The sequence below is a fragment of the Acinetobacter sp. QJM3NY_42 genome, from assembly GCF_056173745.1.
The window spans coordinates 2,156,195-2,182,906 of record NZ_CM149689.1 but is presented as its reverse complement, the minus strand read 5'-3'; the positions used below and the strand labels follow the sequence as shown (position 1 = coordinate 2,182,906).

Sequence of the window (26,712 nt, the reverse complement as noted above, 5' to 3'; positions counted from 1 at the left end):
CATGTGGATTTTAAAAATAAGCTGGGGACCACGGATGCCCACAATTTAAATCTGGAATTTAAAGCGGACAATACTGACAGCCATCACATTGTTCTTAACTTTGAACATCAGGCCGATGGGAGCACCGGTCTTAATTTTGGGGACGACGTTTCGACAGTAATCGATAAGGTACTTGAGACTGAGTTTTCATTTGAAGTGGGTGCCATCTATGCAGAGAGTGGCAGTAATACTGTAGTTATAGATACGGTATTAGACACGGAAATTAATGTTGAGCTAACGGCTCTAGCCTTATCCGAGGCAGATCTGGTTGGGAAAGTAGATTCAGTTTTAGAGACTGCTTTTATCGTTGAAGCAATGACTCTCTTTGCTGATCAGGAGCCGGAACAGCCTGTCGATCCTGGCATTGTGCTGGACTTCACCCAGCCATGGACCGGTTCAACTGAATTAAATTTCGGCTGGGACAGTGATGTTGTTGCAATCAGTATTGATACCCGGCTGGAAACACAATTTACACTCGAACTTGCTGCCGAGTTTAAAGAAAATCTTGATCTTGATGCAGAGCTTAATACTGTTCTGGATACAGGTTTTAGTTTTGAGCTGCAGACCGGCTATAGCGAAAATCGATGTGTTATTGATTCAGTTCCGGATACCAGTTTCAAAACTGGGATTGAAGCAGTTTTCGATATCAACTTTATCCAGGGTATTCAGGCTTATTTGACTGCAACTTATCAGGGAGCTTTGCCTTGTTTAAGTGTAATTGAAATCCCTTGGGCTAAACCGGTATTACGGGCGCATCACAGCGCCTTTTATTTTGAGCACAGTTTAAGCCTGAGTAATCAGGCATTACTTGGCTTTGAAAAGGCTGCCTTGCTGTATCGTTCGGTTCAGTTACAGCATGAAGAAAGTACCGGGCTGGTCAGCTCTGCTGATTTCGTCTGGCAGGAGAATAAGCGATTAGCTAAAACTCGAACCTTGGTATTTGAAGAGGGCAACAAGCTCAGGATCAACCGTATTACAGATTGGGAGGAGCTGGTACGGAAGCGCCGAAACTTTACCTATTCGCATCAAGTAGCTCACGTCTTTGAAAAGCATTTTACCTTTGTATGGGATAAAGGTCTTGAACTGATCACGACCAGTAGCATTGCCTGGGATAAAGCCAAAGCCATTCATTACCGCAAGCATCCGGTTCAACCCTGGCCACAGCCTGAGCTTCCTGAATACGTGGGCAGTTCTGATCTGAACTTTACTTGCTTGTGCAGTGAGCCAGATCCACATAACCTTATTTTAAACTTTGGCGCGGATGACTGTATTCCAGGACTGCCGCCAAAAAACTGGTGGTATATCGTGAATGAATTATCCGTAAGCCGTCTGGACAATGGCCAGAACATTTTGGTCTATGATGGCAGTTACAGCACAGATCGCAGCCGCTGGTGTTGGTCATATAGCCTGAGCGTACCCGCGTCTGAAATATCAAAGCTCGAACCGGTTAATGGTCAGCCTGTGATTTTAAGAGTTATGGTGAATGGTATCGAGCACCACATGCTGCTTGAAAACCGTAGTCGCTCACGTCGATTTGCCGAAATCACTTATACACTGAATGGCCGCAGCCAGTCCGCTTTACTGGACGCTCCCTATGCACCGACACGCTCATTTACCCAGGAGAATGAACGCACAGCAAGACAGCTCTGTCAGGCTGAACTGGATCGGGTGAATAGCTCAACAACACTGAAGTGGGAGCTGATCGATGAGCTGAGCTGGATTGTTCCAGCGGGCAGCTTGAGCTATTCAAACATGACCCCCATTGCGGTGATCAAAATGATAGCCGAGTCTGCAGGTGGCTTTGTCTACAGCGAGAAGGGCAGCAATACCATCACTATAAAGCCCAAGTACAAAAAAACATTCTGGGATTCAATCACGGTTGAAGAATATGACCGGCTGATCCCTGAAAGCTTGGTCACAGAACAGTCTACCGATTATGAGCCTTATCCTGATTATAACGGTATCACGTTAACTAATGACCGCTCTGGCTTAAGTGGCCAGATCAAGCGTACCGGCACTGCAGGTGATACGTTGCTGGAAACAGCGAACAGTCCACTGTTTACCGTTGAGAGCATGGGGTCTTATGGCAAGTCAGCACTTGCTAAAGCCGGTATGATCGAAACCCACAATCTGGTGATGCCGATTGGTCCGGATGTGAGCGAATGTGCACCTGGTGAGCTAGTCGCATTTAATGCTGAATGGTGGGGCATCATTGATGGGGTCAACGTATCATTCAATCATGCGGTGATTAACCAGAGTATTAAAGTGGAGAGCATCAATCGTGAGTAATCCATTACAACGTTTAATCGACTTATTACCCAAGGCCCCGGAGTTTATTGGACAGATTACCTCAGCAGATCATCCCAATTATAAGGTTTTAGTGGTCGATGGTAGCGGATTGGTTCTGTGCACCAGCAGTACCAAATACTCCACCGGTACCCGGGTATTTGTATCTAACAACGAGATCAAGCGCCCAGCGCCTGAAGGCAGGGTCATACAGATAGAAATTTAAGAAAGCTAAAACAGTTTAAGCACCCTACGGGGTGCTTTTTTTATATCTAAGAAATGAGGAGGCTATATGCCTGATAGTGAGACTTATGGAGTAAGAGTCGAGAAAAAGCTCGATCAACTCCGGCAAGAAATGGGCGAGCTGAATAACAACGTGATTCGCTTGTCAGAACGCGATGAATATTATCGGTCACAAGCAGTAGCAAACCGACGTGATATTGATTTACTTCAGGCAGATATGAACCAGGCCAAGGGTGGCCTTACCTTTGCAAAAGGACTTGGAGGTACCGCTCTTGCTGCTCTTGTTGCTTTTGGTGGATATGTCTTTCAAGGCAATAGATCGCTTGAAAAAGATAATGCGCTATTGAATCAAAAAATGGCAATCGCTGAATCTAAACAGATCCGCATGGATACAGATCTGGCTGCAATGCGAAATCAAATTGACCAACAGAAAAAACTAACCTATTAAACGAGAATCAACCATGAAATTTATACCCGAAAACGTCACAAAATATCTATCTGTTAAGCTCCCTCTTCTGGGAGCTTTTTTATCACTGTTAGTTTTAATTCTGCAGTGGGCCCTGGATTATCAGATTATCCCTGTTGAATATCAGCTACTGATTATTAACTTCGTAATTCCTGCTTTGGCGTGGATTGGTCGTAAGATTGCCCAGCCAAATCTAAACCAGAACCAACCTTTAGGTTTTGTCACTGTGACAGCCGGCCATTCCAATGTTGATCCGGGTGCAGTTAGTGGCAAATTTAAAGAAGCCGAACTGGTAACTAACTTTCGTAATGCAGTAGCTTATTACTTAAAGAGCTCCGGTATTAGTATTAAAACGGATGGTGTGGGTACCACTAATAATCCATTGGCTTCAGCCATCAAGTTAATTAAGGGTTCTTCTGTTGCAGTAGAATTTCACTTAAATGCCGCTGGATCTAGTCAGGCGAATGGGGTTGAGACTATTGCGCTACCGAAAGACAAGAAGCTTGCTCAGGATTTATCAAAGGCTGTAGCTTCAGCTCTAGGTTCACGTTTACGAGGGAATGAAGGCTGGATTGATCAAAGTCAGTCAGCACGTGGGAAACTAGGCTTTATTAACAATGGTGGATTAATTGTAGAGTTAGGCTTTATTAGTAATGAGGATGAGATATCCCGTTTTAATGCTCGTTACTGGTTAGCTGCAAAAGCAGTTGCTGATGTACTCATCGAGTACGAGGCTAGTCAATGAGTGAATTCAAGAAAGTAAGTAATATTTTACTGGAATCAAATGGTATTTATTTCATTGAGTGCCCGGGATGTAAAGTATTACATCCTATCCATGTTGGCGAACAACACCGGATTCGATGGGGGTTTAATGGGAATCTAAGTGCTCCAACATTCACACCTTCATTGATGGTAAATCAAGGACATCCTAGCCAATGCCACTCATTTATTACTGATGGGAAGATTCAATTTTTGCCTGATTGCCATCATAAACTAGCAGGCCAAACCGTTAATTTATTAGCGGTGGAGGAATTCTAATAATAAGCCCTCATGGGAGGGCTTCACTTAAGTAGAATTTTGAGCTAATCAGGACTCCCCCACAGCATTACTGTAAAAAAACCTTTCTCGGTGGGGTTGAGTTCTTGTATGGCTGTCTTAACTGCTTCTTCTTCACTTGAAGCATAAAACTTACCCATATGTTCTAAATCCAATTTTTCATTATCAAGATAAAAACACACATCATATTTATCCATATACAATCCTTTATTTAACCTACTGTTCCCAATACTGGTATTGATCCAGGACCATATAAACGGGCCTGCCTTACGATCTCAACCAGCTCATCATAAGTGAGATTGAATGAATCTTCACTGTCAAAAACATATACAACATCTTTGCCTTCCAGTTCAGGTGGTTTCTCAGGTATGAAACGCTCAGGTATAAGGTGCTGTGTTAAACCTTCATCAGAAAGTCTTTTAAAGCGTAAATACTGATCTATTTTATCTTTCACGATAATTCTCCAAAATTAAAGTTCTATACTCATCAGCTCATCCCATCGAAAGGGATTTTTACTTAATTTATCTCTGCTCATTGACCAATTACGATTCGGTAAGAAGCAACTGCCAACAGCAATTTTTTTCTTTCCATATTTTTGATGTACTCCCTCCATGGCTTGCATCAGACTTTCCTTCCTCTCGATTTCTTCCATGTCTGTCAGCAGGTCATACGTATGACAGCTCTTTGGCTCTAATGCTGTCAAAATTACTCCGCATTTTTTATATTGAATCCCAGCTTTAAATATATGGCCGAGCAAAACAGTAGAGGCTTTCACCAGATCCAGTGCAGAGTCAGTAGGCTCAGGAAACGTGTAAGAGGTAGACTTGTTATAAAAGGGCACATCAGTATCAAAAGGATTCGACTGAATGAATGCGATGATACAGCCGCATAGCAGATCCTGTTCACGTAGTCTCGAACAGGCATCTTGAGCATACATGCCTATAGCTTCTTTCAGATCATCCAGTTCAGTAATACGTGCACCGAAAGAACGGCTGGCCACAATTTGTTTTCGTGAGGGTGGAGTGTGTTCAATCTCAATGCATGAATAGCCTTGCAGCTCCGCTATAGTTCTGGCCATAACGACTGAGAATAGACTTTTCATAATGTGAGGATCGGTACACGCCAGATCCAGTACTGAATTAATTCCCATCAACTGCAGCTTTTTAGCGTACTGCCGCCCAACCCCCCAAACTTCAGAAACTTCTACTGCAGATAAATAGTTTTCTTTATTGCATGGGTCCATGCTGACCAGGTTGCACACGCCATTAAACTGGCTATTCTTTTTTGCAATATGATTGGCAATTTTAGCTTCGGTTTTAGTTCTGCCGATTCCAACACAAACGGGTAGACCTAGCCACTGCCAGATCCGGCCACGCATACTCTGTGAGTAATCCGTTAAATCGAATTTATGGCCATAGCTACTGAGCTCTAAAAAGCACTCATCAATTGAATATATTTCTTGCTCTGCAGAAGTCACATAGCCACCAAGAATCGCATGAAATCTGCGGCTCATTTCTGCATACATTGCATAGTTGCTAGATAGTACTTGCACCTGGTGTTTTTGCACTATGTCCCGAATCTGAAATAATGGCACACCCATTTTAATGCCGAGGCTTTTCGCTTCATTGCTCCGTGCTACAGCACATCCGTCATTATTCGACAGTACAATAACTGGTACATCATTGAGCTTCGGATTAAATACGCGCTCACAGCTGACGTAACAGTTATTCACGTCGACCAACGCGAAAACTTTATTTAAGGCTTTCATTCTTATTCTTCTTAGACAGAAAGTTTCTTTAAGTTCCAGGTAACCACAGCCACCACTTCAAAAGACTGGCCATCTGTGAGGTAAATACAAGGATAATCTGGACTCTCAGCTTTAAGCCAGACTTTAGGCAAAGTGGAAGGGTCGTAATCTTCACCAAAGTGTTCAGCCAGTTCGCTCTTCGACATTTTGGCCGTAATCATTAATCTTTTTATTGTTAGATCTTTATTATCAATTAGCGCAACGACAATACTACAATGCTTGGGCTCTTTACTGCGGTCAACAATAACGACATCACCATATTCAAGTCCAGCATTCACCATGGAACTGGTACGGATCACGTTCAAGAATGTGGCATTAGGGTTAGAAATTAAGTGTTCATTAAGGTCGATACTTTTATCGACGTAATCTTGGGCTGGTGAAGGGAAGCCCGTGGGAATGGATTCTAATGCGATGGGGATATCAAGGTTGGTTCTGGCGGTAACCGGTCTGAAGCCATGCTCATCAAGTAGTTTGATATGTTCGAGTATGGCATTAATGGTTGGGCTGGGTTTCCCCTCAGGGCCCATAATCTTCTGCAGAGATGACCAGGCATCATCCGAGAAGTAGATTGGCAACTTCTTAGACATGGTGTGAACTCCTACGCTACGCGGCGTTTTTGGAATTTAATAAACTGTATATATAGGATACGCAGAGAGTTTTATAAAACTCAATAAAAAATTATGAATTTCTGATGAAGAATAAAAAGGGTCCTCTAAGTGAGGGCTTTTTATATTCTTATAATATTAATTACCAATCGAATCTCTCACTGTTCTAGTCTTAGGTTTTAATTCACTGATTAATACCCCTAGAATGACAAAGACTCCTCCAATGATAGCTAAAAACGGCAAACGCTCTCCTGCTAATCTTCCAAATATTGCAGCCCAGACAGGTTCACCTGCGTAAATAATTGCAGCTCGAGAGGGATCAACAGTACGCTGTGCCCAGTTCATAGAAAACTGAATTAATGTACTAGCGAATCCTAGTCCTACTGTTATTACTATGAACTGCCAAGAAATATCAGGAAGCTCTGTTTCACCAACAAAAGGCATAAAAAGAAAACAAAAAATTGAGGCACCTAATAACTGAATGACAGTGACCCTTTTTAAGTTAACTTTACCAGCAAACTTACTGATCAATATGATTTCTAGAGCTATTCCTATAGCACTTAATAAAGTATAAATTTGCCCTGAATTAAAGTTAATACCATTAAAACTGTTGCCTGTTAATAGAATTAAACCAATGAATGCAGAAAAGACTCCAATCCAAATAAAAATATTAGGAAGCTTGCGATAAAAGATCCAGATTAAAATAGGAACAAGAGGAATATATAATGCTGTTAAAAATGCAGACTCACTACTTGTTATCGTTTTTAAACCTATAGTTTGAAGACCATAAGAAAATGCAAGTACACCTCCTATTAGAATACCTGCGATAAGATCATTTTTATTTATATTTTTTAATTGCTTAAAAGTAAAAAATAACAAGATAAAACCAGCTATAAGAAAACGGCACCCTACAAAAAACATAGGAGTAGTGTAGTTGAGAATATAGTGAACTGCTAAGAAAGTTCCTCCCCAGATCATGGTAACAAATACAAGGACAATTTCAGGAGCTATAAAATTTTTAAAAGATTGATTAAAATTCATTGAAAATTTCCAATGTGCAATATATTGCACTATTATTGCATTATTGTTATTTGTGGTGCAATATATTGCACATTAGTATTTATGAATTTTTAATATGAATAATGTTCTTGAGTTTCTAGGAAAAAATATTCGCTTCTTTCGGGAGAAAGTAAACTTTACCCAAAAAGAACTTGCAGATCGTGCAGGTATAAGCAGAAGAACCATAATTGCTTTAGAAGCAGATCAAGTAAATATTAGTTTAGCTAAACTGGATGCTATAGCTAATGCGTTAAATGTTAGCTTCAGTACTTTAGTTAGTCCGCTATATGCGGAAGAAGAGTATTCTTATACGAATATTCTGGCTTGGCGAGGAAGCCATGAAGATAGCCATGCAACCTTAGTGGGTACAATAGAAAATATTACACAAACAGAAATGTGGTTATGGTCATTAGCAGCAGGTGATTCTTATATAGCGGAACCTGATGCAGAAGGCTGGAAAGAAATGCTATATATTGTAGAAGGAGAGTTGACTATTAAAATTGAAGATCAACTCAAGCTTTTAAATTGTGGCTCATCCTTTATTTTTTCTAGTTCTACTTCTTATTCATATCACAATAAGGGTAATACTAAAGTGAAATTTATCAGAAATGTTGTTCATTAATTCTACCAATATAAATCGATATTATTATAAAAAGGTAGCTAATAAATAATGATTTAACTTATTAGATGATTAGCAAATACTATTAACCTCATAAAACTCCAGCTGCTCTTGTTCTGAGTACCAAGGATTGTAAGCAAGTGCCCAGCCCGGACTCTTATAGTAAGGTTTTGATCGTTTGATCATGTATTCAATGTAAAATTGATCCATATTATATTTTTTTCTATAAAATTTACTTTTTCTAACTTGAGCTAAATATCAAAATATATTTTTTCGATATTTCTTATATAAGGAAAGTAGGAGGATTATTGTTCCCCAGAAGGTAATTTTATCCATCTTACCTATGTGTTTTTCATAGATTGTAGTGACTAGCGACGCAAAGATATCCTGAGAGTGAGTTTCAAAATAGGTAGTATATTGAGAAATCATAAAACCTTTTAAGATTAGACAAAAAACTATGAAAAATAGAGGTACAAGATAAATACTTGGGCGAGTACTAAAGACAACTACAACTCTATAAAACTCATTACTTATAAAATTCATGCTTTAACCTGATCATTTTTTCGGACAATGAGTACCGTTCCCACCCGGCAAACAATCACAAGCACTACCATCCTTATCCCGATCTAATCGCTTATAACCAGGTTTCTTAGCATTAAAATAGTTTTGTGCTTCTTTATGCGTTTTAAAGTCAGCGCACTTTACAGCGAAAGCAGAAGTAGTAGATAACCCCAATAAAACTATCATTAGGAATTTCATTTTATTCATCCGTCATTTTTTTCTTAAACTTATCACAACTTTTATGTAAATTATCTGCTTTCAACTAAAGAAGAATAAAAATGAAGATTTCAAAGGGTTTCTGGGGAATGCTCTCAGCCATATTGGTTGTAGGTATAGCTTTCTATAGTTATCTAGCTATTGCGTCCAAACCTGAAATATTAAATGGGTATAAAGAAGGTAGTGAAGAATATAAAGGTTATACCTTTGCAAGAGACAACCAGCTCAAGTCTAAAGAGGAATGCTCAATAGCAACTACAGAGTTCCCAGAACTTTCTAAAGTCAGTGGCTCCTTCATGAAGGGATGTGAAGGTTATTTTAAAAAGCCCTCCAAGTGAGGGCTTTTTTAATCTTATGTATCTCTAAGATCTATGATCCATTTTATCTCGATACTGTAAAATTAATTCATCAATTTCATTTAAAAATTTATCATATTTATCATTATAATAACTAAAGTTATTTACAAGCTTACGATGCGATTTTAGATACAAATAATACAGACCTTTTTTTTCAAGTCTACCGAAAATTTCAATTGTTAAGTTGTCACTTAATTCAATATTTATAGTATTGTCATTATCTGAAAAACTATCCTGTATCATTTCTTCTAAAATATTAATATCTTCAAATAGACGTCTTGGTATATTCAATAACTCAATTTGAGGATTAATATTTGCATTGATTTTAAAGATAGGGGATTTATTCTTATTATCAAGTAGATATATTTTATCTTCAAGCTTACCTAATTTGATAATTAAAAAGAATAATTTGTTAATTTTTAATTTTTGATTTTCAATAATCTCACTGTAATTTGATGAAATATTTTTTTTAAAAATAATTTCACTTATAAAAGGAAATGTTCTTGCATCATCCAGAGAGTTTTGAATTTGATCAGTAACATCTAGCATCTCTGAAAGTATTCTAATTTTTTCTGTATAGTCATATTGTATTTTCCAGTCATTAAACAAGAAAGCTGCAATTGCTGCTGCTGAGAGTGTAGTTATTCCACTGAAAATAGATAATGTCTTGTCTAAAGCTTGATCTTGAAGATAAAAAAATCTTAAAAATAGAAAAATAAAGATAGTCGTAATGAATGTAATAATAAAAACTATTAATAGCATTCTTACAGATTTTGTATTTTTCAAAGTTCTAATATCTAAGAATAAATCTTTAATTAATTTCAATCTTTTCCGCCTTCACATGAGGATTATATTCAAGAGCCCAAAACGGATATTTATTCCAAGGTTTAGCGTATTTTAAAATACTTTCAATATAAAACTGGTCCCATGTTTTCATTCTTGGCATTACTCTAAGGGTTAAATGATTTTTGAAATTATAATTTTTTTCTTATTTTATTTAGTATTTTAAAAGATTCTTCTTTAGTTATTTTTAAATCATAAGAAGTCATGAATAAATATGAGCCATCTTGATTCTTTTGTATATCTGGATCCATACATAAATCAATTTGAAGCTTTCTCGCTAAATAAATATTATTAAATTTTAACTCATCTAAACTAGTTTTTTTTTGTTGTACTTGAACAAAAAAGTCTAAAAATTCTTTAATAAAACGGTCTAAGTACCAATTTATTTTAAAGTAACTACTCAATATATATTCAAAACTTTCTTCTTCAGTAGCAGTTATTAACTTAAATTGGTTAAGAGAACAGCTTAGCTGATTATAAAGTATAAATATTTTTTGATTTTCAATCTTATATTCATCTATCAGATTATCCATATAAATATTAAATTTAATGTCATCAAGTACTTCGAAATTAGTAATTATTTCTTCAGATCTATTCTTTGATTTTAATCCATACATTGTTTGATGAATTAAATTAATAATATTCATTGCTTGGGTTAGACAATCTAAAGCTTTATCATGCTTAACTTGCTCTTTCCAATTATTAAGTAAAAATAAAGCAGCGACTGGAGCATAAAGAGTAGCTGTCCAGCCTAAAATACCAACTATTGCGTTAGTAATATCTGCACCTTGGACTGGTGTAATGATCAAGGTATAGATTAAAAAACCTATCATTAAAAGAACAAGATAGGTAATCACCAGTGCAGCTATTAAAGATATTTTGTTAGCCATAATTTTATATAATTTGATCCTGATTCAACTTTTTAATATTATTTTCCCAATCTTCAGCAAAATTTCTTCTTTTACCCTTCTCAAAATATATTCTGTTTTTTATAAGTTTTTTAACTTTATCTGACAGAATAACGTTCTCAATCATATTCATTGCTTTTTGTAGATCTTCAAATGAAACTTGAACATAGCCATCCGTTACATCATTAGAATTATCCTCTACAGTATGATTAATTAGCCTTTTGATAGTGTAGCTACCAATGGCCAGACTATTTGCTATCGAACTGAAGGTTCTGCGTAAATCATGATAGGTAAATTGAATACCTGAATTTTCAATAACCTTTTCTCTGGCTGCACGTCTATCTGTTAAATGGGAATCCTCACCACGCCCCGGGAAAATATATTTTGAGTTAGAACGTTTTTTACGTTCCTTCAATATATACCAAAGCGTTTCACCCATTGGCAGCATCAGATCCTCACCGTTTTTAGTGTCAGTAACGGTAATAGTTCCATACTTTAGATCTACTTTAGACCATTCAGCCGTTTCAGCTTCATTTCGACGAAAGCCAGTTAAAGCGATCAGGAAGAGAAAATCTTGGTTTGTATAAGCATACATATCATCATTTTGATGACCTACCCATGTAGTGGTTGCAACAGCATAGGCCCAATCTTCACGTTGATCTGAACGAATATAATTTTTTCTACGCTTAATCGTATTCCATGCATTCAGCTCATATAGTGCAGCGACTGGATTATTGCCTTTAATGATCTTCTCACCTTTATCATCGGTGTAGTATTTTTTTGAATAATTGAATAGGGCAGAGAAGAACTTCATTGCCAGGTTCGCTTGTGCATGGCCAACACTGGAGTCTGAAAGCGATTTATGTTTTGCATGAATCATCTTTTCAGTGATTTCATTAATTTTTAAATCTTTCCAGTCTGCAAGATAACTGTTAGTACACTTCGTATATGCAGTAATTGAATCTTTGGCCAGAGTTTTATTCTTTTTATAATTCTCAAAGGCTTCGCTAACAGTGGGAATTTTCTTAAATAGACTTTCTTCATAAATAGACTGCTGCTTGATATTTCTCTTCTGGGCAACCGGATCTATACCTTTGTCCATGTTGAGCAGTAAATCTTTAGCTATGGTACGAGCTTGCTCTAAAGTATAAACACCATGCTTTCCTATTATTTTTCGCTTAGCTTTACCATTAGGCATTTTCTTTTCAACAAAGTAGCTTTTTACACCACCTACACAAATACCAAAGCCTGTCGTAACTGTATCCCGGTAAAAAACCTGTTTTTCTGGTGATAGAGGAATAGAGTCAATAAAGGTCTTGGTGAGTTTTTCGTGTGGCATGTGTTGACCCCTTAGCAGTACAGAGCAATATATAACAATACACAGCAATTTTTCTAGGGTCTATTAGAAGTCTATTTTTTGAAGGTATTGAGAAAAAGTCTATTTTATAAATTATCTTTAAAGGCGTAACTTGTTGTTATTATAAGAAATTGGTGTCTCCGGTGATGCCGCTGCATGTCGTTACCCTTGAACCCTAAAGTTCAAGGTGGACGCGACGCATACTTGCTGGGTTTCCTGCTCAGGGCAGGCATACACTCTAAATATGCAGAACGCAATCCTAAAGTGATGATATCGGCTCAGGGGAATAGACTCGCTGGCGAACATCTCAGAGACAAGTTAAGTATAACTGATCTGAAGCTGATGGCAATTGAATAAACTTTTAGGAGTGTAAAGTTAATTTTCAATTGACGAGTATTTATACGTAATCATGTATATGTCAGACAATTTTCTCGACATCTTGCATAATAGTACTCAGCAAACGTTCACAGTGTGCATATTCCTGAAGTGATTTATTTAAAGTGAGTACTTCCTGCATTAGGGAAAGCGCTACCATAATAACCAGTTTGTTATGTTCAGTCCGTGGCGCATTACGGCGTATTTCATGAAATTTTTCATTTAACAATTGCCCGGCACGCTCCAGTTCTTCCTTTTTGTCCGCAGTAGTTGCCAGCCGGAAAGTCTGTTCAATCAGACGCAGTTCAACCATTACCGGTTCACTCATGTCGAAGACTCCTCACTCATATCCGTGTTTGGGTGGGCAAGCTGCTGGATTTCCTGCGCATGCTGATCCTGACTGGTTCCTAAAATGGCCAGACGCTGAATAATGGCTTCTACCTTGTGTTTAGCCAGTTCGTTTTTCTGAAGCAGCCGCTCACGCTCCTGCTGAAGATCATGTATTTCCTGCTGGGACTGACGTTGCTGGGCCTGTAACTGCTCTTTAGTCGCACGGAGTTCATTCCGTTCGCTTAAAATTTCCTGAAAACGATTTTTAAGGTCAGTACAGCTTTTTTCTAGACGGCTATACCGATCTGCCAGAGCAGTGGCATCTGTATTAAGCTGTTTGAACTGACTTTCTACACTGCCCAGTTTTTCTGTCAACTGGTCAATTTCTTCTTGTTTTTGGGTAATGATGCCATTTTTTTGCACAACTTGAGCGTGATGATGCTGATCACTCTCTTCTTTGGCTTGAACGAGCGAACTATTTTCACTCTCAAGATGATGAAGCCGTGTTTTTAAAACACCAATATGCGCCTGTAGACGCTGTAATTCTTCTAACATAACGAGGTCGCACAGAATTGCAATCAAAGGTAATATATAAGCAGTATAAAGATTGGAAAAGCGAATGCAAGACGATATTTCAGGTTGGACAGACTGGCAGCAACAATTTAATGGAATTGAAGAAATTTCGAGCCCAAGTGAGTTACATGGCTTACTCACAGGTATAGTTTGTGTTACAGAGGCGCCTACTCGAGATGAGTGGATGAATATTCTCGCAACTCTTCATGTACCTGCTTTAAGTGATGAAGCACTGGCCATGCTGGCAGAGGAAGCAGAAGATGTATTTCATGCGCTGTCAGAAGATGAACTCGACTATTTACCTTTACTGCCTGATGATGAGCATATGCTGGCTGATCGGGTACAGGCACTGGCAGACTGGTGTGCAGGTGTAGTGCTGGGGTTTGGTCTTGCATCAGGACATATTCGATCTGACGAAAAAGAACTGATTGAGCACTTACAGGATGTAGCCGCAGTTGAATTTGAAGAGTCAGATGATGATGAAGAAGGTGAGGAAAGCTATCAGGAGTTATATGAGTTTGTACGTCTGATACCGGTTAGCCTTTCGATTGGACGTAAAAAAATTACAGTCTCAGAAAGCTCATTATTGCAACATGTTCAGGCTCAGGCTAAAAAGACCGCCTTATCTGATAGCCAAAATGTAGTTGAAATGTTTACGCCGCACCGTCCGAGTTAACTCGGACCTGGTGTTTGGTTAATACCAGCCGTGTTATATCCCATACTTTACAATTAAAGATTACCAGCATGATAAAACTGACTCAAGAAGACTTTCAACAGCGTCGCGACTGTCTGGCTGTACATATGGGGCCAAACAGTATCGCCATTATTGCCACCAGTCCGGTCGCCTACCGTAACCGGGATGCTGACTATAAATTCCGTGCCGACAGCAGCTTTTACTATCTGACCGGGTTTGCAGAACCAGAAGCAGTGGCAGTCATTGAAACCTTTGAGACAGCAGATGACTATACTTACAGCCTGTTTTGCCGTGAACGTAACCGGGAAATGGAAATCTGGAATGGATACCGTGCTGGTATTGATGGCGCAATTGAAGATTATGAAGCTGATGAAGCTTATGCGATTGATCTGCTTGATGAAAAGATTATTGAAAAGTTGCTGAATAAAGCACGTCTGTACTATCGTATTGGACACAATGCCGAATTTGATGCTCGGGTCAGTCAATGGATTAAGCAGGCTGATACCCAGCAGCGTCGTGGCGATGGTTCTCCATCACAGATTTTACAGCTGGACCGTATTTTAGATGAAATGCGTCTGATCAAATCTGCCAAAGAAATTGAGATCATGCAAGCCGCATCTGTAATTAGTGCGCAGGCCCATACTCGTGCCATGCATCAGGTACGGCCGGGCATGATGGAGTATGCTCTGGAAGCAGAGCTAAATTATGTATTTGGCCAGCATGGTTGCGTACCGTCCTATAACAGCATTGTTGGTGGTGGAGCCAATGGCTGTATTTTGCATTATGTAGAAAATAACCAGCCGCTTAAAGATGGTGATCTGGTATTGATCGATGCGGCTTGTGAATATGAGTATTATGCCTCTGATATTACCCGTACATTTCCGGTAAATGGTAAATTTAGCCCTGAACAGAAAGTCTTGTATGAAATTGTATTAAAAGCTCAGCTGGCTGCTATTGACGCAGTACGCATCGGGAATTCTTACCGTGAACCGCATGAGCGTGCAGTTCGTATCCTTACAGAAGGTCTGGCAGCACTTGGACTTTTAAAAGGTAATGTAGATGAACTGATTGAAACTGAAGCTTACCGCCAGTTCTATATGCATGGTACCGGCCACTGGTTGGGGATGGATGTGCATGATGTCGGGTCTTATAAGAAAGATGGGGAGTGGCGCAGTTATGAAGCTGGTATGGTGGTTACTGTTGAGCCCGGATTGTACATTGCTCCAGACGATGAAACCGTAGACAAAAAATGGCGGGGTATTGGAATCCGCATTGAGGACGATGTAGTGGCTACAGAACATGGTCCACTGATTTTAACAGCTGAAGTCGTAAAAACAGTTACAGACATTGAACATTTAATGGCTCAGGCCCAGCATTGATCTGCCAGAAATAAGGAAACTGTTATGCAGCAACAAGTGATTATTGTTGGTGGGGGGATGGTCGGCTTAAGTCTTGCTTTAATGTTGGCTAAAGCCAAAATCAGAGTCAAGTTGCTCGAAGCTATTCGCTACCCTGACTACACCGATACAGAAAGTGTTCCCTATCACTCAAGTTTTGATGCACGTAATACGGCACTTTCACGCCGGAGTGTACAGATTTACCAGAAGTTAGGGCTGTGGGAGGCTCTTCAACAGCATGCTACACCTATTCTGGAAGTTCATATTACAGAACAGGGAAGTTTTGGTAAGGCTCGTCTGAAAGCGGAGCAGGAAAATGTTGAGAGCTTTGGACAGGTGATTGAGAATGCCTGGCTTGGACGGGTACTTCTAACTCAAGTGCGCCAGCAACCTTTGATAGAATTAATTGATGGAGTACAGGTTAAGGCATTAACTCAAGATACAGAACAGGTCTACATTGAGGCAGAACGAGAAGGTCAAGAACTGCAACTTACTTCAAAACTGGTGATTGCTGCTGATGGCCGCGATTCTTTTTGCCGACAGGCCTTGGGTGTTGGTGTAGATGTGCATGATTATGACCAGGTGGCAATTGTCACCGCGGTACAGACATCCAAACCGCACCGTCAGGTTGGTTTTGAGCGTTTTAGTCCTTTAGGACCGTTGGCGCTCTTGCCACTTCCGGGTGAGTATCGACGTTCTGTGGTCTGGCCAGTCAAAAAGGGGACTGAACATGAGTGGCTGGGTGAAGAAAATGATCAGAATTTTTTAAATGCCTTACAACAGACTTATGGTGACCGGGCAGGGAAATTTGAAAAGACCGGAAAACGCTTCAGTTATCCATTGTCACAGGTTCTGGCCCATAAACAGGCAGTTGGCCGGGTAGTTTTGATGGGCAATGCTGCACATACACTCCATCCTGTGGCCGGTCAAGGCTTTAATCTGTGTCTGCGTGATGCGGATGTCTTGTTGCGTTTTCTCGGCAGTCATCTGACAGTATCTGATGATCTGGGTGAGCCAGAAGTTCTAAAAGCTTATGAACAGGCCCGCCTGACCGACCAGCAACGGGTCATCAAGTTTTGTGATTCGGTAGTACGAGGTTTTAGTAATCAGAATCCGGTTCTGAAACTGCTACGCAATACCGGTCTGATTGCTTTTGATATAGTCCCGGGAATAAAACCTCTAGTAGCCAATTATGCAATGGGGCTAAAAGCATGAGTGAAATTCTAGATGTGGTTATTGTCGGTGGCGGTCTGGTTGGTGGTCTAACAGCATTATTATTGGCGCAAGGTGGAGTTCAGCCTACTGTACTGGATGCGGCACCGGTCTTGGCAGAAGCGCAGGTATTGCCTGTAGTAAATCCCAGGGTATTGGCACTGAGTCAAGCGACTATTCATCTTTTAAAAATAGTAGGCGTATGGAAAGAAATCGCCAGACATATGCCCTATACCGGTATGCAGGTCTGGAATAAAAATGGCTATGGCGAAATAGCTTTTGGCCATGAATTACAAGCTTTTCCGCCAGAAGATCAGTGGCTTGGCTCAATGGTCGAGCCGAGTATACTCAACCTTGCGATTCAGAAAAAATTGCTGGAAAATGTACAGGATTATCGTACCCAAATTAAAGTCACTCACATTGAACAGGGTATAAATGGATGGCATCTACAGCTTGCTGATGGTTCAGCAGTATATACCCGGTTACTGATCGGGGCAGACGGTGCCCAGTCATTTGTACGTGAACAGGCTATGATCGATCTGGACGTGCTGGACTACAAACAATCAGCGGTTAGCTGTGCCATTAAAACCGCCCAGCCACATCAGCACGTAGCACGCCAGATCTTTTTGCCCACTGGCCCGCTGGCTTATCTGCCTATGGCCAGTATACAGCCTGAAGAATATGGCTACTGGCAATCAATTGTATGGACTTTGCCAGAAGGTTATGCCGATGAATATTTGGCTCTAAGTGATGAAGAATTTGCCCGGCTTTTAACTAAAGAAAGTCAGCATATGCTGGGAGAAGTTCAAATAGTGCGTTCAAGGGCTAGCTTTCCTTTAAAAGCGCGCTCCACTCAGCGCTATGTAAAAAAAGGGCTGGCGTTAATAGGAGATGCTGCTCACGTGATCCATCCGTTGGCCGGTCAGGGAGTAAATATTGGTTGTCTGGATGCTGCCATACTTTGTGATGCATTATTACATGATGCTAGACGGGGAGTATGGGCACATGAGCAGACATTGCTACGTTATGAGCATCGCCGTAAAGGACAGAATGCAGCTATGATGCATGGTATGTCAGTATTAGGCTGGCTTGAAACCCGAGAGCTGTTTCCAGTGATATGGGCACGAAATCTGGGTAAAAAGCAGGTTAATCAGCAGCCATTAATTAAAGATCTTTTTATGATGCAAGCTAGTGGCCTGATTCACTTAAAAGATACACGTTATTGTAAAACTGGCGAATAAAAACACTTTCGTGCATTTCTTTTATAATTGATTACGAATTTGATTAAAAAAGATACGTTTTTCCTGCTTTTAGCTCTTTGCGAATTCGCTAGAGATTGCTAAATTCCAACCTAAATTACCACGGTTCACCATGGAATATAGGCATTTATGGGGAGTGAGAAAACAGATATGAATGATTATGATGATGTAGAAGATGTAGCAGTCGATGAAGACGAAGCAAAAGCAGCTGAGAAAGGTGCAGTTGACGAAGAAGCGGTTCTTAACGACACAGATCTGGCGGAAGCTGAAACTCTGACCGTCACTGCAAAGCAGAAGAAACGTCAAGCTTTGGAAGATGAAATAGCACGCTTTTTGGCAAGTGGTGGGAAAATTACTGAAGTCCCGCCTGATGAAGGTGTACGCAGCTAATCGCATTGAACAGAGTTAATCTAAAAAAGCATCATTCGTGATGCTTTTTTAGTTAGGATGTTAATTTCAATCACCTATCCGGTTTGAGATTGCAATTCCAAGGCACGCTGGTAAGCCACTTTCTTTTTAATACCAGTCAAGTCTGCAGCAAGTTGAGAAGCAGCTTTAACTGATAAATCCTGAAGCAGGCGGCTCAGAAGCTGGTCGAGTTTCTCTTGGTCAATATCTTTTTGCTGGATAGAGCCTCCTACCACAACGACAATTTCACCCTTTTGCTGATGATGGTCTGCTTCAATAAAAGTGACCAGTTCACCTAGGGTCATTTTTTTGATGGTTTCAAAAGTTTTGGTAATTTCCCGTGCAAAACCGACCGGACGCTCTAATCCAAATACCTTTGCCATATCCTTGATGCTGTCCAAAATACGGTGAGGTGCTTCATAAAAAATTAAAGTTTGGGTTTCATCTTTCAGTTTTTCCAGCTGCGCCAGACGCTGTGAAGACTTGGAGGGCAAGAAACCTTCAAAACTGAAACGGTCACTAGGCAGGCCAACTGCACTTAAGGCTGCAATTGCAGCACAGGCGCCAGGCACCGGTATCACTCGAATACCTTTTTCTTGAGCAGCACGTACCAGTTTAAAGCCAGGGTCACTGATCAGGGGAGTACCTGCATCACTGATCAGCGCCATATTCTCACCTGATTGTAATTTTTCAATTAAATAATCAATTTTATTATTTTCATTGTGATCATGACATGCAGTAAGAGGCGTGGTTATATTATAATGTTTTAATAATTGGGCAGACTGTCGTGTATCTTCTGCTGCGATCAGAGCTACGGATTTAAGAACATCAATTGCTCGATAGGTCATATCATCCAGGTGCCCAATCGGCGTTGCCACTACAAATAATTGAGCACTCATAAGGGTGGTTCCATGATTAATAATAAAAAAGTTTTGCTGTTGATCAGTTTGTTCAGCTTCATGCAGACAGTGCAGGCAGAAGTTCTGGTTATTCTACCTGAAACCGGCCCGCTCGCGCGAGCTGCCTCCAGTGTAAAGCAGGGGTTTATGAGTGCTTATGAAGCATCTGGCAGTCAAGAACAGCTTAAATTCGTAAACTCATACGGACAAAACATGAAAAGCCTGTTCGCCAAACATATAAAACCCAAGACTCGGCTAGTTGTAGGGCCATTGAGCCGTGAAAAAGTAGAAGAGGCCATCAGGCTTAATCCAAAAGTACAGGTACTGGCTTTAAATGAAATTGGGCAGCATCACAATAAGGTATTACAGTTTAGCCTGTCTAAAAATGCAGATGCAGCTACTATGGCCGCGCTTATGCTTCGTGACAATATCCGTCAGGTGTCAGTTTTAAGAGAACCTGGCATAGAAGCAGATAGTGAAATCTTTTTAATTGCACTGATGTCACAACTGGATTATCCGGTTCAGATCATTGAAGTTTTGCCTAAAAAACTGCCGAAACAGCAGGCACTTTTACTGCTGGGTAAGACTGACTGGCTCAATAGCATAGTTAAATTACCAAAAACAGGTATTTATGCTCATGCGATTGCGATTGAAGAAGGAGCAAAAATTCCGGAGGGCTTGAAATTCTGTGATGCTCCGGCACTTTATGAAGCAAAATGGCCAGAAATGATCATAGCATATCAGCAGCAGCCGGTTAACATGGCTTATCAGCGTCTACTGGCTTTTGGTGGAGATACATGGACTTTGGCGGAGCATTACTTACAGCAGCCCAAAAATATCCCCATAGGTGACTTCAGTTTTGAAGGACGAACAGGACAGATCCGTGTAGAGTCCCGGCAGATAAAGCGCACTCCACAATGTTATCAACAGGTTCAGGGTAAGTTGCAGCAAATAACATTATAAAATCTTTGATTATTATAAAAATGATTACTTTTACTAAACAGTTAGGGCAGTGGGCTGAGCAGCAGGCCAAGATATTTTTAGAGCAGCAGAGCTTTGTATTTTTAAAGCAGAATTATCATTCCCGGTACGGAGAAATAGATCTGATTGTATGCCGGAACCAGGAACTAATATTTGTTGAAGTCAAAGCCCGTAGTATGACAAGTTATGGACGTGCCCAAGAAGTCATCTCTAGAAGTAAACAAAAAAAGATTATTCAGACAGCAATGTCTTTTATAAGCCAACATCCTGTTTATGAAAATTATTACTGCCGTTTTGACGTGATTTGTTTTAACTTCTCTACACAAATTGCAAAAAAGGTACAGCAAGACTTTTATAAGCTACCGTATGATCTTGAGTGGATTGAAAATGCATTTACTTTAGATTGAGAGTTCTTTACTCTGTCATACAGTCTGGGAAAATGAACCTGTCAATAAAGATCAGATCTAAAAATTAGGGAGTCTTGCTGAGTGTTTAATCGTTTCACTTTGGCTTTGCTATGTGTGGCAAGCTTATCTGGATGCGCAAGCTTTATTTCAAGTGGTACTGGTGCTACTCCTGTTGGTACTGATAGTGGTGTGCGTTCATTGGGACAAGTTTTTATTGATTCTTCAATTGAACGTACTGCCAACATTAATCTTTATAAACTTGATCCCCGCTTTAAACAGTCACGTATTAATGTCGAAAGCTTTCATGGCAATGTCCTGCTTACAGGACAAGTACCTGATGTTTATCTGAAACAGCTAGCAGAAGACAATGTACGTGCCATGTCTGATGTCAAAACCGTGCATAACTATATTACAGTGGGTGATAAAGTCGGTTATAACACTATCATGCAGGACGCAGCCGTTACCGCAAATACGCGCGGACTGATTATGAAGGCCAAAATGGTCTCTGACAGCAAAGTACTGGTGCATACAGAAGATGGCGTACTTTATGTAATGGGTCGTCTGAATAATGCTGAAATAAATGATCTTAATCAGGTTTTACAGCAGGTAGGCAATATTACCAAAATCGTTACCCTGATTGATAATGTCGAGCAGGGTTCAGGCCCAGTTGCCAGTTCTTCTCTCGCAAGTCCAGTAGCAAACAACTATGCAGCACCGGAAGTCGAAACTCCTGTTGCTATTGATCCTGATCAGCCTGAACCGGTCTCTATTCAGTAAATCTTATGCAGATTCTTCAAAATTTACAGCGTTTAACTACACAGGCGAAGCTTCGTTATCAGGAGTTTCGCCTGTATGACGCGGCTAGTTATATGCTCAATCATCTGACGCCTAGACAGTCTTTTGAATTGAACCAAGATATAGCATATGGCACAAAAGCTAGACAGCTTCTTGATATTTATCGTACTAAACATCCACTGCCTCAACGTCCGCTAATTGTCTTTGTACATGGAGGAGCTTGGCAGCATGGAGATAAAAAGGATTATGTGTTTATCGGCGAAGCATTTACACGCGAAGGCTATGATGTAGTAGTTTTAAACTATCATCTGGCCCCCCAGCATATTTTTCCGAGCTATATTGATGATCTGACCCTAGCATTAAACTATCTGGACCAGCATCAGCAGGACTTGCATATTTCAACTGAACAGCTGATTCTGATGGGACACTCTGCAGGCGCATTTAATGTAATGTCGGCAATCTATCATCCTACACCCTATACCTTGGAATGCCGTTCAAAAATCAAGGCAGTAATTGGAATCGCCGGCCCTTATCATTTTGATTATAAGGGTGATCCAATTGCTCAGGATGCGTTTGATCAAACCATTCCTTATCATGAGGTCATGCCTTATTACTTTGTTGACCATAACCCGATCCGGCACTGTCTGGTTGTAGCTGAGAATGATCAGATCGTTAAAAAAAGTAATAGTGATGACTTGGACCAGCAATTACGACAGTGTGGCAATTATAGCCAGATCGTGATGATCCCTAAAACTGGACATATTACAGTTTTAGGGAGCTTATCGAGTCTGTTCAGTTGGCACTTTCAAACCAAGCAAAGCATACTTAAATTTCTTGATGAAGCACTCAAGGCCAGTTAACTGGCCTTTTTTAATATTCAATAATTGGCGTTCCATGAAGTACGTGCATAATCATGGAATGGGCAATACTGCCTTTGAACGGAATTTCTGGTAACTCATCAAATTTGAAAAAACGGGCATCACTGATTTCTTCTTCCTGAAGCTTGATGTCACCCGACTCATATTCAGCATGAAAAGCCAGCATCAGATTGCTGGGAAATGGCCAAGGCTGGCTGGCCAGATACCGGATGTTCTTCAGGTGCAGGCCTACCTCTTCTAATGTTTCACGACGTACTGCATCTTCTAGCGTTTCACCTACCTCGACAAAACCAGCAATCAATCCGTACATTTTGCCTTTATTACGTACAGACTGCGCCAGCAGAATTTCATCTTCACCGCGAGTAATAATTGTAATCACGCAAGGTTGTACACGTGGATATTGCCGATAACGGCAAGTAGGGCAGATCATGGCGTATTCGAGAGGATGGACCTCTGTTTCATGTCCACAGTGACTACAAAATTTATGATTACGACGCCATTCTAATAGCTGCACAGCACGGCTGGCCTGTTCAAACTGGCTACGGCTCCACAAACTGATCAATTGCCGGATCGGAACCAGATGCAGACCTTCAGGGATAGCATCTATATCAAGAAGATCACGGGCAATGATCTGATCGCCCGGAATAAAATCAAGATCATCTTCCAGCTTCTCGACCTCAGGAAGCTGGAAGTTTTCATCAACTAACAACTGTTGTTCATGAAAGATGTAAGCAAGTGATAGTTCAGACATTTAGGCAGCGGCAACAAGTTTTTGACTACTTGCTAATGCTACATTAAACATCGAGCCTAAAACAGGCTGTTTGTTTTTTAAATTTTCAATCAGCATATCGGCGCTCGCCAGAATATTGAGCAGATCTTCAATATGCTGGGCTTCAATAACCAGCGCATGTTTGTTTGAATGTTCCAGAAACCGCGCCCCTTCAAGTAAAGCCTGTTGACATTTTTCCATTCCCAAGAATAAAACGGCACCAGAAATTTCCTTAAACTGGTTACATACCCCTTCAATGTTTAAGGTGTTCGGGTCTTGCAGATAAAGGGTAAGGCTCTGGCTGGCCAAATCGATGAGTGATTTGGTCTCTGTTAAAAGCATTTCATGAGCTTCATCAAGCCGGTCCAGAGAGATACTCATGTTATTTACACGAATTTGCAGGCGGCTGGAGGTGTGATGGCGTTCCAGTATTCCAATAGAGTTCATTGCCGATAAAATACTGTTCATGAGCTGTTGAGCATAGTTTTCATCTGTCAGAACGTTCGGCTGACTTAAAGCCCGAGCCTGCTGCGTTAACTCTATATAAGCTTCATTCAGGTTCAGCAGTTTGAAAATATTGGCCAGCATCAGCAGGTTCTGCTGAATATCCTGACTTTTTTCTGGCGACATATTCTGATAATTGTATTCAATATCATGACGAATCTGGGCCATCTGGGTGGTGATCAGATCAGTAATTGCATGAATGGTTTCATAGTCCGGTCCGAACAGATGACGGCTCAGTACCTGAAGCTGGGTATCAGTCAAGATTTCATCACCAATATTGAGCTGTTCACGGACATGTTGCGACAGTGTATCTTCTTGACTAATACACAGTACCAGTATGTCAGCCAAATCTTCAATTGATGGGCTAAAGCTGTCTGGTTGTGTTAAAAACTTATCAATACTGGTTTCAATACGGATTAAGGTGCGCAGGCGCGGTTCATTTAAAATCAGTTCTTCTATCTGGTTAAAGGCCATATACACCAGATTCCAGTACTGTTGACTAGGCTGGTTATTGGCTAGAAATGCCAGATATGCTCCTACCAGTTTAATGCCTTGTAAATCGAGCTCGGTTTCCTGCTGTTTTAATATTCTGTTCAAACACATTTTATAAAGCTGGTGTACATAGCTGGATTGTTCCAGATGTGGCGCAGCAGGCAGTTTAAACTCAGGTGACATAAAGTCGAGCAGTGGAACCAGTGGCTGACCTTCACGGGTTAGAGGCCTATCCAGTGCTTTTTCAAGTTGATTCAATGTATCCAGTAGAAATTGGGGAACTTTGACTTCACGCAGGCAAATAAACTCAACATAGCGTTTGAGCATGGTTGTACCCTCACTGAGCGCTACCACCTGGTCATGATCAATATGTTGTGGATCGCTCATAATCTTGCGCATCAGTTCTGCAGAGTAAGCTGAAATCTGGGCCAGATGTGGTATATCAATCAGTGCAAGTACATGTGCGCATTGCTGAAACTGCGCTAGGGTATCCTCAATACCAAAAGGTAAACTCTGATCCTCTGCCAAGGTGCTTACAGCGGATTCAACCAGTTTTATAGAGTTGTCGATTTCATTTTTTATTATCAGTAATGCAGTTGGATCAAAATGAATCGAGGTTTGGTAAGACATATGATCTGCACCTTTCCTAGTGTTATATCTGTTCATGTAAGGACTGGTATAAATAACCGCCTTACTTCTAGAGATTAATATAACTTAACTAGAAAAGGTTTATATACAAAAAATAACACTTTATGTGGTTTTTTTTATCGGGCAAACAAACAGGGTTCGCCATTCTTTTCCTGATAGTGTTGAACCCACTCTTCATGAGCCGCAAGCTCTTCGGGTGAAGGCACAATTACGGGCAAATCAACATTGATTACTTGTCGTGAAGCCTGTGACTGACTTATTTCGCTTTGAGACAGGGCATCCATATCAAAGGATACTTGTCCACCTGTCATGGCCAGATATACATCGGACAAGATCTCGGCATCGAGCAAAGCACCGTGAAAAGTACGGTCTCGTGCTGGAATTTCATAACGGCGAACCAGAGCATCCAGCGAGTTCTTCTGTCCGGGATGCTTGCTTTTAGCTAGTGCCAGGGTATCAGTTACTTCACACACTTCAGATAATGCAGGGAATCCTGCGCGTTTGAACTCCATATCAAGGAAGTTCATATCGAAGCTGGCATTATGGGCAATAATCTCGGCACCTTTTAAATAATTAAAAAGAACCTCTGCAATTTCCGCATAACGTGGCTTATCCTGCAAGAATTCATCAGTAATACCGTGAATGTCTACTGAGTCACCCACCGGTTTTTCCGGATTGATATAAATATGGATTGAGCTGCCGGTAAGTTTACGATTTACCATTTCAATGGCACCGACTTCAATAATCCGGTCTCCATCCTGGAAATAAAAACCAGTAGTCTCCGTATCAAGAATCAGCTGGCGCGGACCATGTAGCTCCAAGGTCGCTTCAGTAGTGACTACATATGGATGGCTTGACTCAGCCGTCTCTATTTCAGTAGCTAATTCATCATCCATTAATTCAACCTGATCTGGCAATAACAGAGTCGACTCTTCTATATGCTCCGGTTCTGATTCAAGTAAATCGAAGCCTAACGGATCATCCAGTAACCAGTCGCTTTCAGACTTTTTTTCTGATGTATGCTCACTATTGAGCTGTGCCTGAACCGGGGTACTGATGCCTTGCATGATTTGATCTGCACCTAAATTTGCCAGCTGGTCTGCCATTTCATTGCCTGCATGGCCAGCATGTCCCTTAATCCAATTCCATTCGATTTCGCGTCCTTGGCAGGTTGCATCCAGTTTTTGCCATAAGTCAGGATTTTTGACGTCTTTCCAGTTTTTCTTTTTCCAGCCTTGAATCCATTCGGTAATACCCTTTTTGACATAGTTAGAGTCTGTCCAAATGACAAGCTTGGCATCTTTTGGGCAGAATGAAATGCCTTCAATTGCAGCAGTCAATTCCATACGGTTATTGGTAGTAAGGGTTTCACCGCCACAGATTTTATATTCTTCCTGCTCGGTAATGATATATGCACCCCATCCACCTAAGCCGGGATTACCGCGGCAAGCACCATCTACATAGAGTGTGATTGTTTGAGACATAAATCAGAAACCTGTCAAAAAATACAAGGGGAAAATACATACCTGAGACTTCTATTGTATACGCAAAAACTGAAAGACGACCTGCTGTTAAAGGGAAATTTTAATTTCTTGTAACATTTCAGGTGGAATCGCGCTAAATTATTGCCTTGTGTCATTGGCAGTCATCACTACAATGGCTTATTTAAA

The 26,712-nt window shown here is 40.5% G+C and carries 31 protein-coding genes and 1 other RNA gene; 16 read left to right on the top strand and 16 right to left on the bottom strand.

The features are described 5' to 3' along the window. The first annotated feature begins 21 nt into the window (after positions 1–21). The 5 genes from AC0VYT_RS10305 to AC0VYT_RS10285 all read left to right on the top strand — a co-directional run bounded on the left by AC0VYT_RS10305 (position 22) and on the right by AC0VYT_RS10285 (position 4,072). Complete coding sequence (locus AC0VYT_RS10305) at positions 22–2,328, top strand: hypothetical protein (RefSeq protein ID WP_476496676.1); 2,307 nt, start codon at positions 22–24, stop codon at positions 2,326–2,328. Beyond that, on the top strand, positions 2,321–2,551 hold the full coding sequence (locus AC0VYT_RS10300) for a hypothetical protein (RefSeq protein ID WP_034675300.1): 231 nt from the start codon (positions 2,321–2,323) through the stop codon (positions 2,549–2,551). The genes AC0VYT_RS10305 and AC0VYT_RS10300 overlap by 8 nt, the downstream gene beginning before the upstream one ends. Before the next feature lie 66 nt (positions 2,552–2,617). Continuing rightward, entirely contained in the window at positions 2,618–3,016 is a 399-nt protein-coding gene (locus AC0VYT_RS10295) for a hypothetical protein (protein WP_005406115.1), read from the top strand. A gap of 13 nt (positions 3,017–3,029) precedes the next feature. Continuing rightward, entirely contained in the window at positions 3,030–3,779 is a 750-nt protein-coding gene (locus AC0VYT_RS10290) for an N-acetylmuramoyl-L-alanine amidase (RefSeq protein WP_034684868.1), read from the top strand. Beyond that, positions 3,776–4,072, top strand: coding sequence for a ubiquitination-like system serine protease family protein (locus tag AC0VYT_RS10285; RefSeq protein WP_034684865.1), 297 nt, complete (start codon positions 3,776–3,778; stop codon positions 4,070–4,072). The genes AC0VYT_RS10290 and AC0VYT_RS10285 overlap by 4 nt, the downstream gene beginning before the upstream one ends. A 44-nt stretch (positions 4,073–4,116) precedes the next feature. Here AC0VYT_RS10285 and AC0VYT_RS10280 read toward each other — a convergent pair whose 3' ends face one another. The 5 genes from AC0VYT_RS10280 to AC0VYT_RS10260 all read right to left on the bottom strand — a co-directional run bounded on the left by AC0VYT_RS10280 (position 4,117) and on the right by AC0VYT_RS10260 (position 7,543). Continuing rightward, the gene (locus tag AC0VYT_RS10280) at positions 4,117–4,287 is read right to left on the bottom strand and encodes a hypothetical protein (RefSeq protein WP_171072027.1); all 171 of its coding nucleotides are present in this window, start codon (positions 4,285–4,287) and stop codon (positions 4,117–4,119) included. 14 nt (positions 4,288–4,301) lie between these two features. Beyond that, complete coding sequence (locus AC0VYT_RS10275; protein WP_052024208.1) at positions 4,302–4,544, bottom strand: hypothetical protein; 243 nt, start codon at positions 4,542–4,544, stop codon at positions 4,302–4,304. A gap of 15 nt (positions 4,545–4,559) precedes the next feature. Beyond that, positions 4,560–5,858 (bottom strand): Y-family DNA polymerase, encoded by a 1,299-nt coding sequence (locus tag AC0VYT_RS10270; protein ID WP_034684863.1) that lies wholly within the window; start codon positions 5,856–5,858, stop codon positions 4,560–4,562. Between the two features lie 11 nt (positions 5,859–5,869). Further along, positions 5,870–6,484 (bottom strand): LexA family protein, encoded by a 615-nt coding sequence (locus tag AC0VYT_RS10265; protein ID WP_034675294.1) that lies wholly within the window; start codon positions 6,482–6,484, stop codon positions 5,870–5,872. Between the two features lie 156 nt (positions 6,485–6,640). Beyond that, positions 6,641–7,543 carry a DMT family transporter gene (locus AC0VYT_RS10260; protein WP_017400997.1) on the bottom strand — a complete coding sequence of 301 codons (903 nt, stop codon included), beginning with the start codon at positions 7,541–7,543 and terminating at the stop codon, positions 6,641–6,643. Between the two features lie 85 nt (positions 7,544–7,628). Between AC0VYT_RS10260 and AC0VYT_RS10255 the strand changes: the two genes are divergently transcribed. Then, a complete protein-coding gene (locus tag AC0VYT_RS10255; RefSeq protein ID WP_215898233.1) occupies positions 7,629–8,183 on the top strand; it encodes an XRE family transcriptional regulator in 555 nt (184 codons plus the stop codon). Positions 8,184–8,735: 552 nt separating this feature from the next. Here the strand turns inward: AC0VYT_RS10255 and AC0VYT_RS10250 are convergent. Then, a complete protein-coding gene (locus AC0VYT_RS10250; protein WP_144745115.1) occupies positions 8,736–8,939 on the bottom strand; it encodes an excalibur calcium-binding domain-containing protein in 204 nt (67 codons plus the stop codon). A gap of 80 nt (positions 8,940–9,019) precedes the next feature. Here AC0VYT_RS10250 and AC0VYT_RS10245 point away from each other — a divergent pair, with 80 nt between their 5' ends. After that, positions 9,020–9,295 carry a hypothetical protein gene (locus AC0VYT_RS10245; RefSeq protein WP_248130354.1) on the top strand — a complete coding sequence of 92 codons (276 nt, stop codon included), beginning with the start codon at positions 9,020–9,022 and terminating at the stop codon, positions 9,293–9,295. Positions 9,296–9,319: 24 nt separating this feature from the next. On the opposite strand, the gene AC0VYT_RS10240 is transcribed toward AC0VYT_RS10245, so the two are convergent. From AC0VYT_RS10240 to AC0VYT_RS10215, 6 genes are all read right to left on the bottom strand, one after another. After that, entirely contained in the window at positions 9,320–10,138 is an 819-nt protein-coding gene (locus tag AC0VYT_RS10240; RefSeq protein WP_248130353.1) for a hypothetical protein, read from the bottom strand. 149 nt (positions 10,139–10,287) lie between these two features. Beyond that, on the bottom strand, positions 10,288–11,046 hold the full coding sequence (locus tag AC0VYT_RS10235; protein WP_034684343.1) for a hypothetical protein: 759 nt from the start codon (positions 11,044–11,046) through the stop codon (positions 10,288–10,290). Positions 11,047–11,050: 4 nt separating this feature from the next. After that, positions 11,051–12,403 (bottom strand): tyrosine-type recombinase/integrase, encoded by a 1,353-nt coding sequence (locus AC0VYT_RS10230; RefSeq protein WP_034684345.1) that lies wholly within the window; start codon positions 12,401–12,403, stop codon positions 11,051–11,053. Positions 12,404–12,554: 151 nt separating this feature from the next. After that, a non-coding RNA gene (ssrS, locus tag AC0VYT_RS10225) (6S RNA) lies at positions 12,555–12,738 on the bottom strand. Positions 12,739–12,839: 101 nt separating this feature from the next. Then, positions 12,840–13,124 (bottom strand): cell division protein ZapA, encoded by a 285-nt coding sequence (locus tag AC0VYT_RS10220; protein ID WP_005019143.1) that lies wholly within the window; start codon positions 13,122–13,124, stop codon positions 12,840–12,842. Then, positions 13,121–13,681 carry a hypothetical protein gene (locus tag AC0VYT_RS10215; protein WP_005019144.1) on the bottom strand — a complete coding sequence of 187 codons (561 nt, stop codon included), beginning with the start codon at positions 13,679–13,681 and terminating at the stop codon, positions 13,121–13,123. Before AC0VYT_RS10215 ends, AC0VYT_RS10220 begins: the two co-directional genes overlap by 4 nt. 64 nt (positions 13,682–13,745) lie before the next feature. Here AC0VYT_RS10215 and AC0VYT_RS10210 point away from each other — a divergent pair, with 64 nt between their 5' ends. From AC0VYT_RS10210 to AC0VYT_RS10190, 5 genes are all read left to right on the top strand, one after another. Continuing rightward, complete coding sequence (locus tag AC0VYT_RS10210; RefSeq protein ID WP_005019146.1) at positions 13,746–14,375, top strand: UPF0149 family protein; 630 nt, start codon at positions 13,746–13,748, stop codon at positions 14,373–14,375. 71 nt (positions 14,376–14,446) lie between these two features. Further along, positions 14,447–15,772, top strand: a complete 1,326-nt coding sequence (pepP, locus tag AC0VYT_RS10205; protein WP_034430512.1) for a Xaa-Pro aminopeptidase — start codon at positions 14,447–14,449, stop codon at positions 15,770–15,772. A gap of 24 nt (positions 15,773–15,796) precedes the next feature. After that, positions 15,797–17,005, top strand: coding sequence for a 2-octaprenyl-6-methoxyphenyl hydroxylase (gene ubiH / locus AC0VYT_RS10200; protein WP_005019150.1), 1,209 nt, complete (start codon positions 15,797–15,799; stop codon positions 17,003–17,005). Continuing rightward, the gene (locus tag AC0VYT_RS10195) at positions 17,002–18,243 is read left to right on the top strand and encodes an FAD-dependent monooxygenase (protein WP_005019151.1); all 1,242 of its coding nucleotides are present in this window, start codon (positions 17,002–17,004) and stop codon (positions 18,241–18,243) included. Before ubiH ends, AC0VYT_RS10195 begins: the two co-directional genes overlap by 4 nt. Positions 18,244–18,390: 147 nt before the next feature. Further along, entirely contained in the window at positions 18,391–18,651 is a 261-nt protein-coding gene (locus tag AC0VYT_RS10190) for a hypothetical protein (protein ID WP_005019153.1), read from the top strand. A 74-nt stretch (positions 18,652–18,725) separates the two neighbouring features. On the opposite strand, the gene rsmI is transcribed toward AC0VYT_RS10190, so the two are convergent. Next, positions 18,726–19,568: a 16S rRNA (cytidine(1402)-2'-O)-methyltransferase gene (gene rsmI, locus AC0VYT_RS10185; RefSeq protein ID WP_005019155.1), complete on the bottom strand. Its 843-nt coding sequence runs from the start codon at positions 19,566–19,568 to the stop codon at positions 18,726–18,728. Between the two features lie 12 nt (positions 19,569–19,580). Here rsmI and AC0VYT_RS10180 point away from each other — a divergent pair, with 12 nt between their 5' ends. The 4 genes from AC0VYT_RS10180 (at position 19,581) to AC0VYT_RS10165 (ending at position 22,611) form a co-directional block, all read left to right on the top strand. Further along, positions 19,581–20,531, top strand: coding sequence for a penicillin-binding protein activator (locus AC0VYT_RS10180; RefSeq protein WP_005019157.1), 951 nt, complete (start codon positions 19,581–19,583; stop codon positions 20,529–20,531). Positions 20,532–20,551: 20 nt separating this feature from the next. Continuing rightward, positions 20,552–20,956 (top strand): YraN family protein, encoded by a 405-nt coding sequence (locus AC0VYT_RS10175; RefSeq protein WP_005019160.1) that lies wholly within the window; start codon positions 20,552–20,554, stop codon positions 20,954–20,956. 81 nt (positions 20,957–21,037) lie between these two features. Next, positions 21,038–21,733 (top strand): BON domain-containing protein, encoded by a 696-nt coding sequence (locus AC0VYT_RS10170; protein WP_005019161.1) that lies wholly within the window; start codon positions 21,038–21,040, stop codon positions 21,731–21,733. 5 nt (positions 21,734–21,738) lie between these two features. After that, the gene (locus tag AC0VYT_RS10165) at positions 21,739–22,611 is read left to right on the top strand and encodes an alpha/beta hydrolase (protein WP_005019162.1); all 873 of its coding nucleotides are present in this window, start codon (positions 21,739–21,741) and stop codon (positions 22,609–22,611) included. Between the two features lie 10 nt (positions 22,612–22,621). On the opposite strand, the gene nudC is transcribed toward AC0VYT_RS10165, so the two are convergent. From nudC to dnaQ, 3 genes are all read right to left on the bottom strand, one after another. Further along, positions 22,622–23,380, bottom strand: coding sequence for an NAD(+) diphosphatase (gene nudC, locus AC0VYT_RS10160; protein ID WP_005019164.1), 759 nt, complete (start codon positions 23,378–23,380; stop codon positions 22,622–22,624). Next, positions 23,381–25,024, bottom strand: coding sequence for a hypothetical protein (locus AC0VYT_RS10155; protein ID WP_005019166.1), 1,644 nt, complete (start codon positions 25,022–25,024; stop codon positions 23,381–23,383). It lies immediately after the preceding gene. Positions 25,025–25,158: 134 nt separating this feature from the next. Next, entirely contained in the window at positions 25,159–26,526 is a 1,368-nt protein-coding gene (gene dnaQ, locus AC0VYT_RS10150) for a DNA polymerase III subunit epsilon (RefSeq protein ID WP_005019167.1), read from the bottom strand. Positions 26,527–26,712 lie beyond the last annotated feature (186 nt).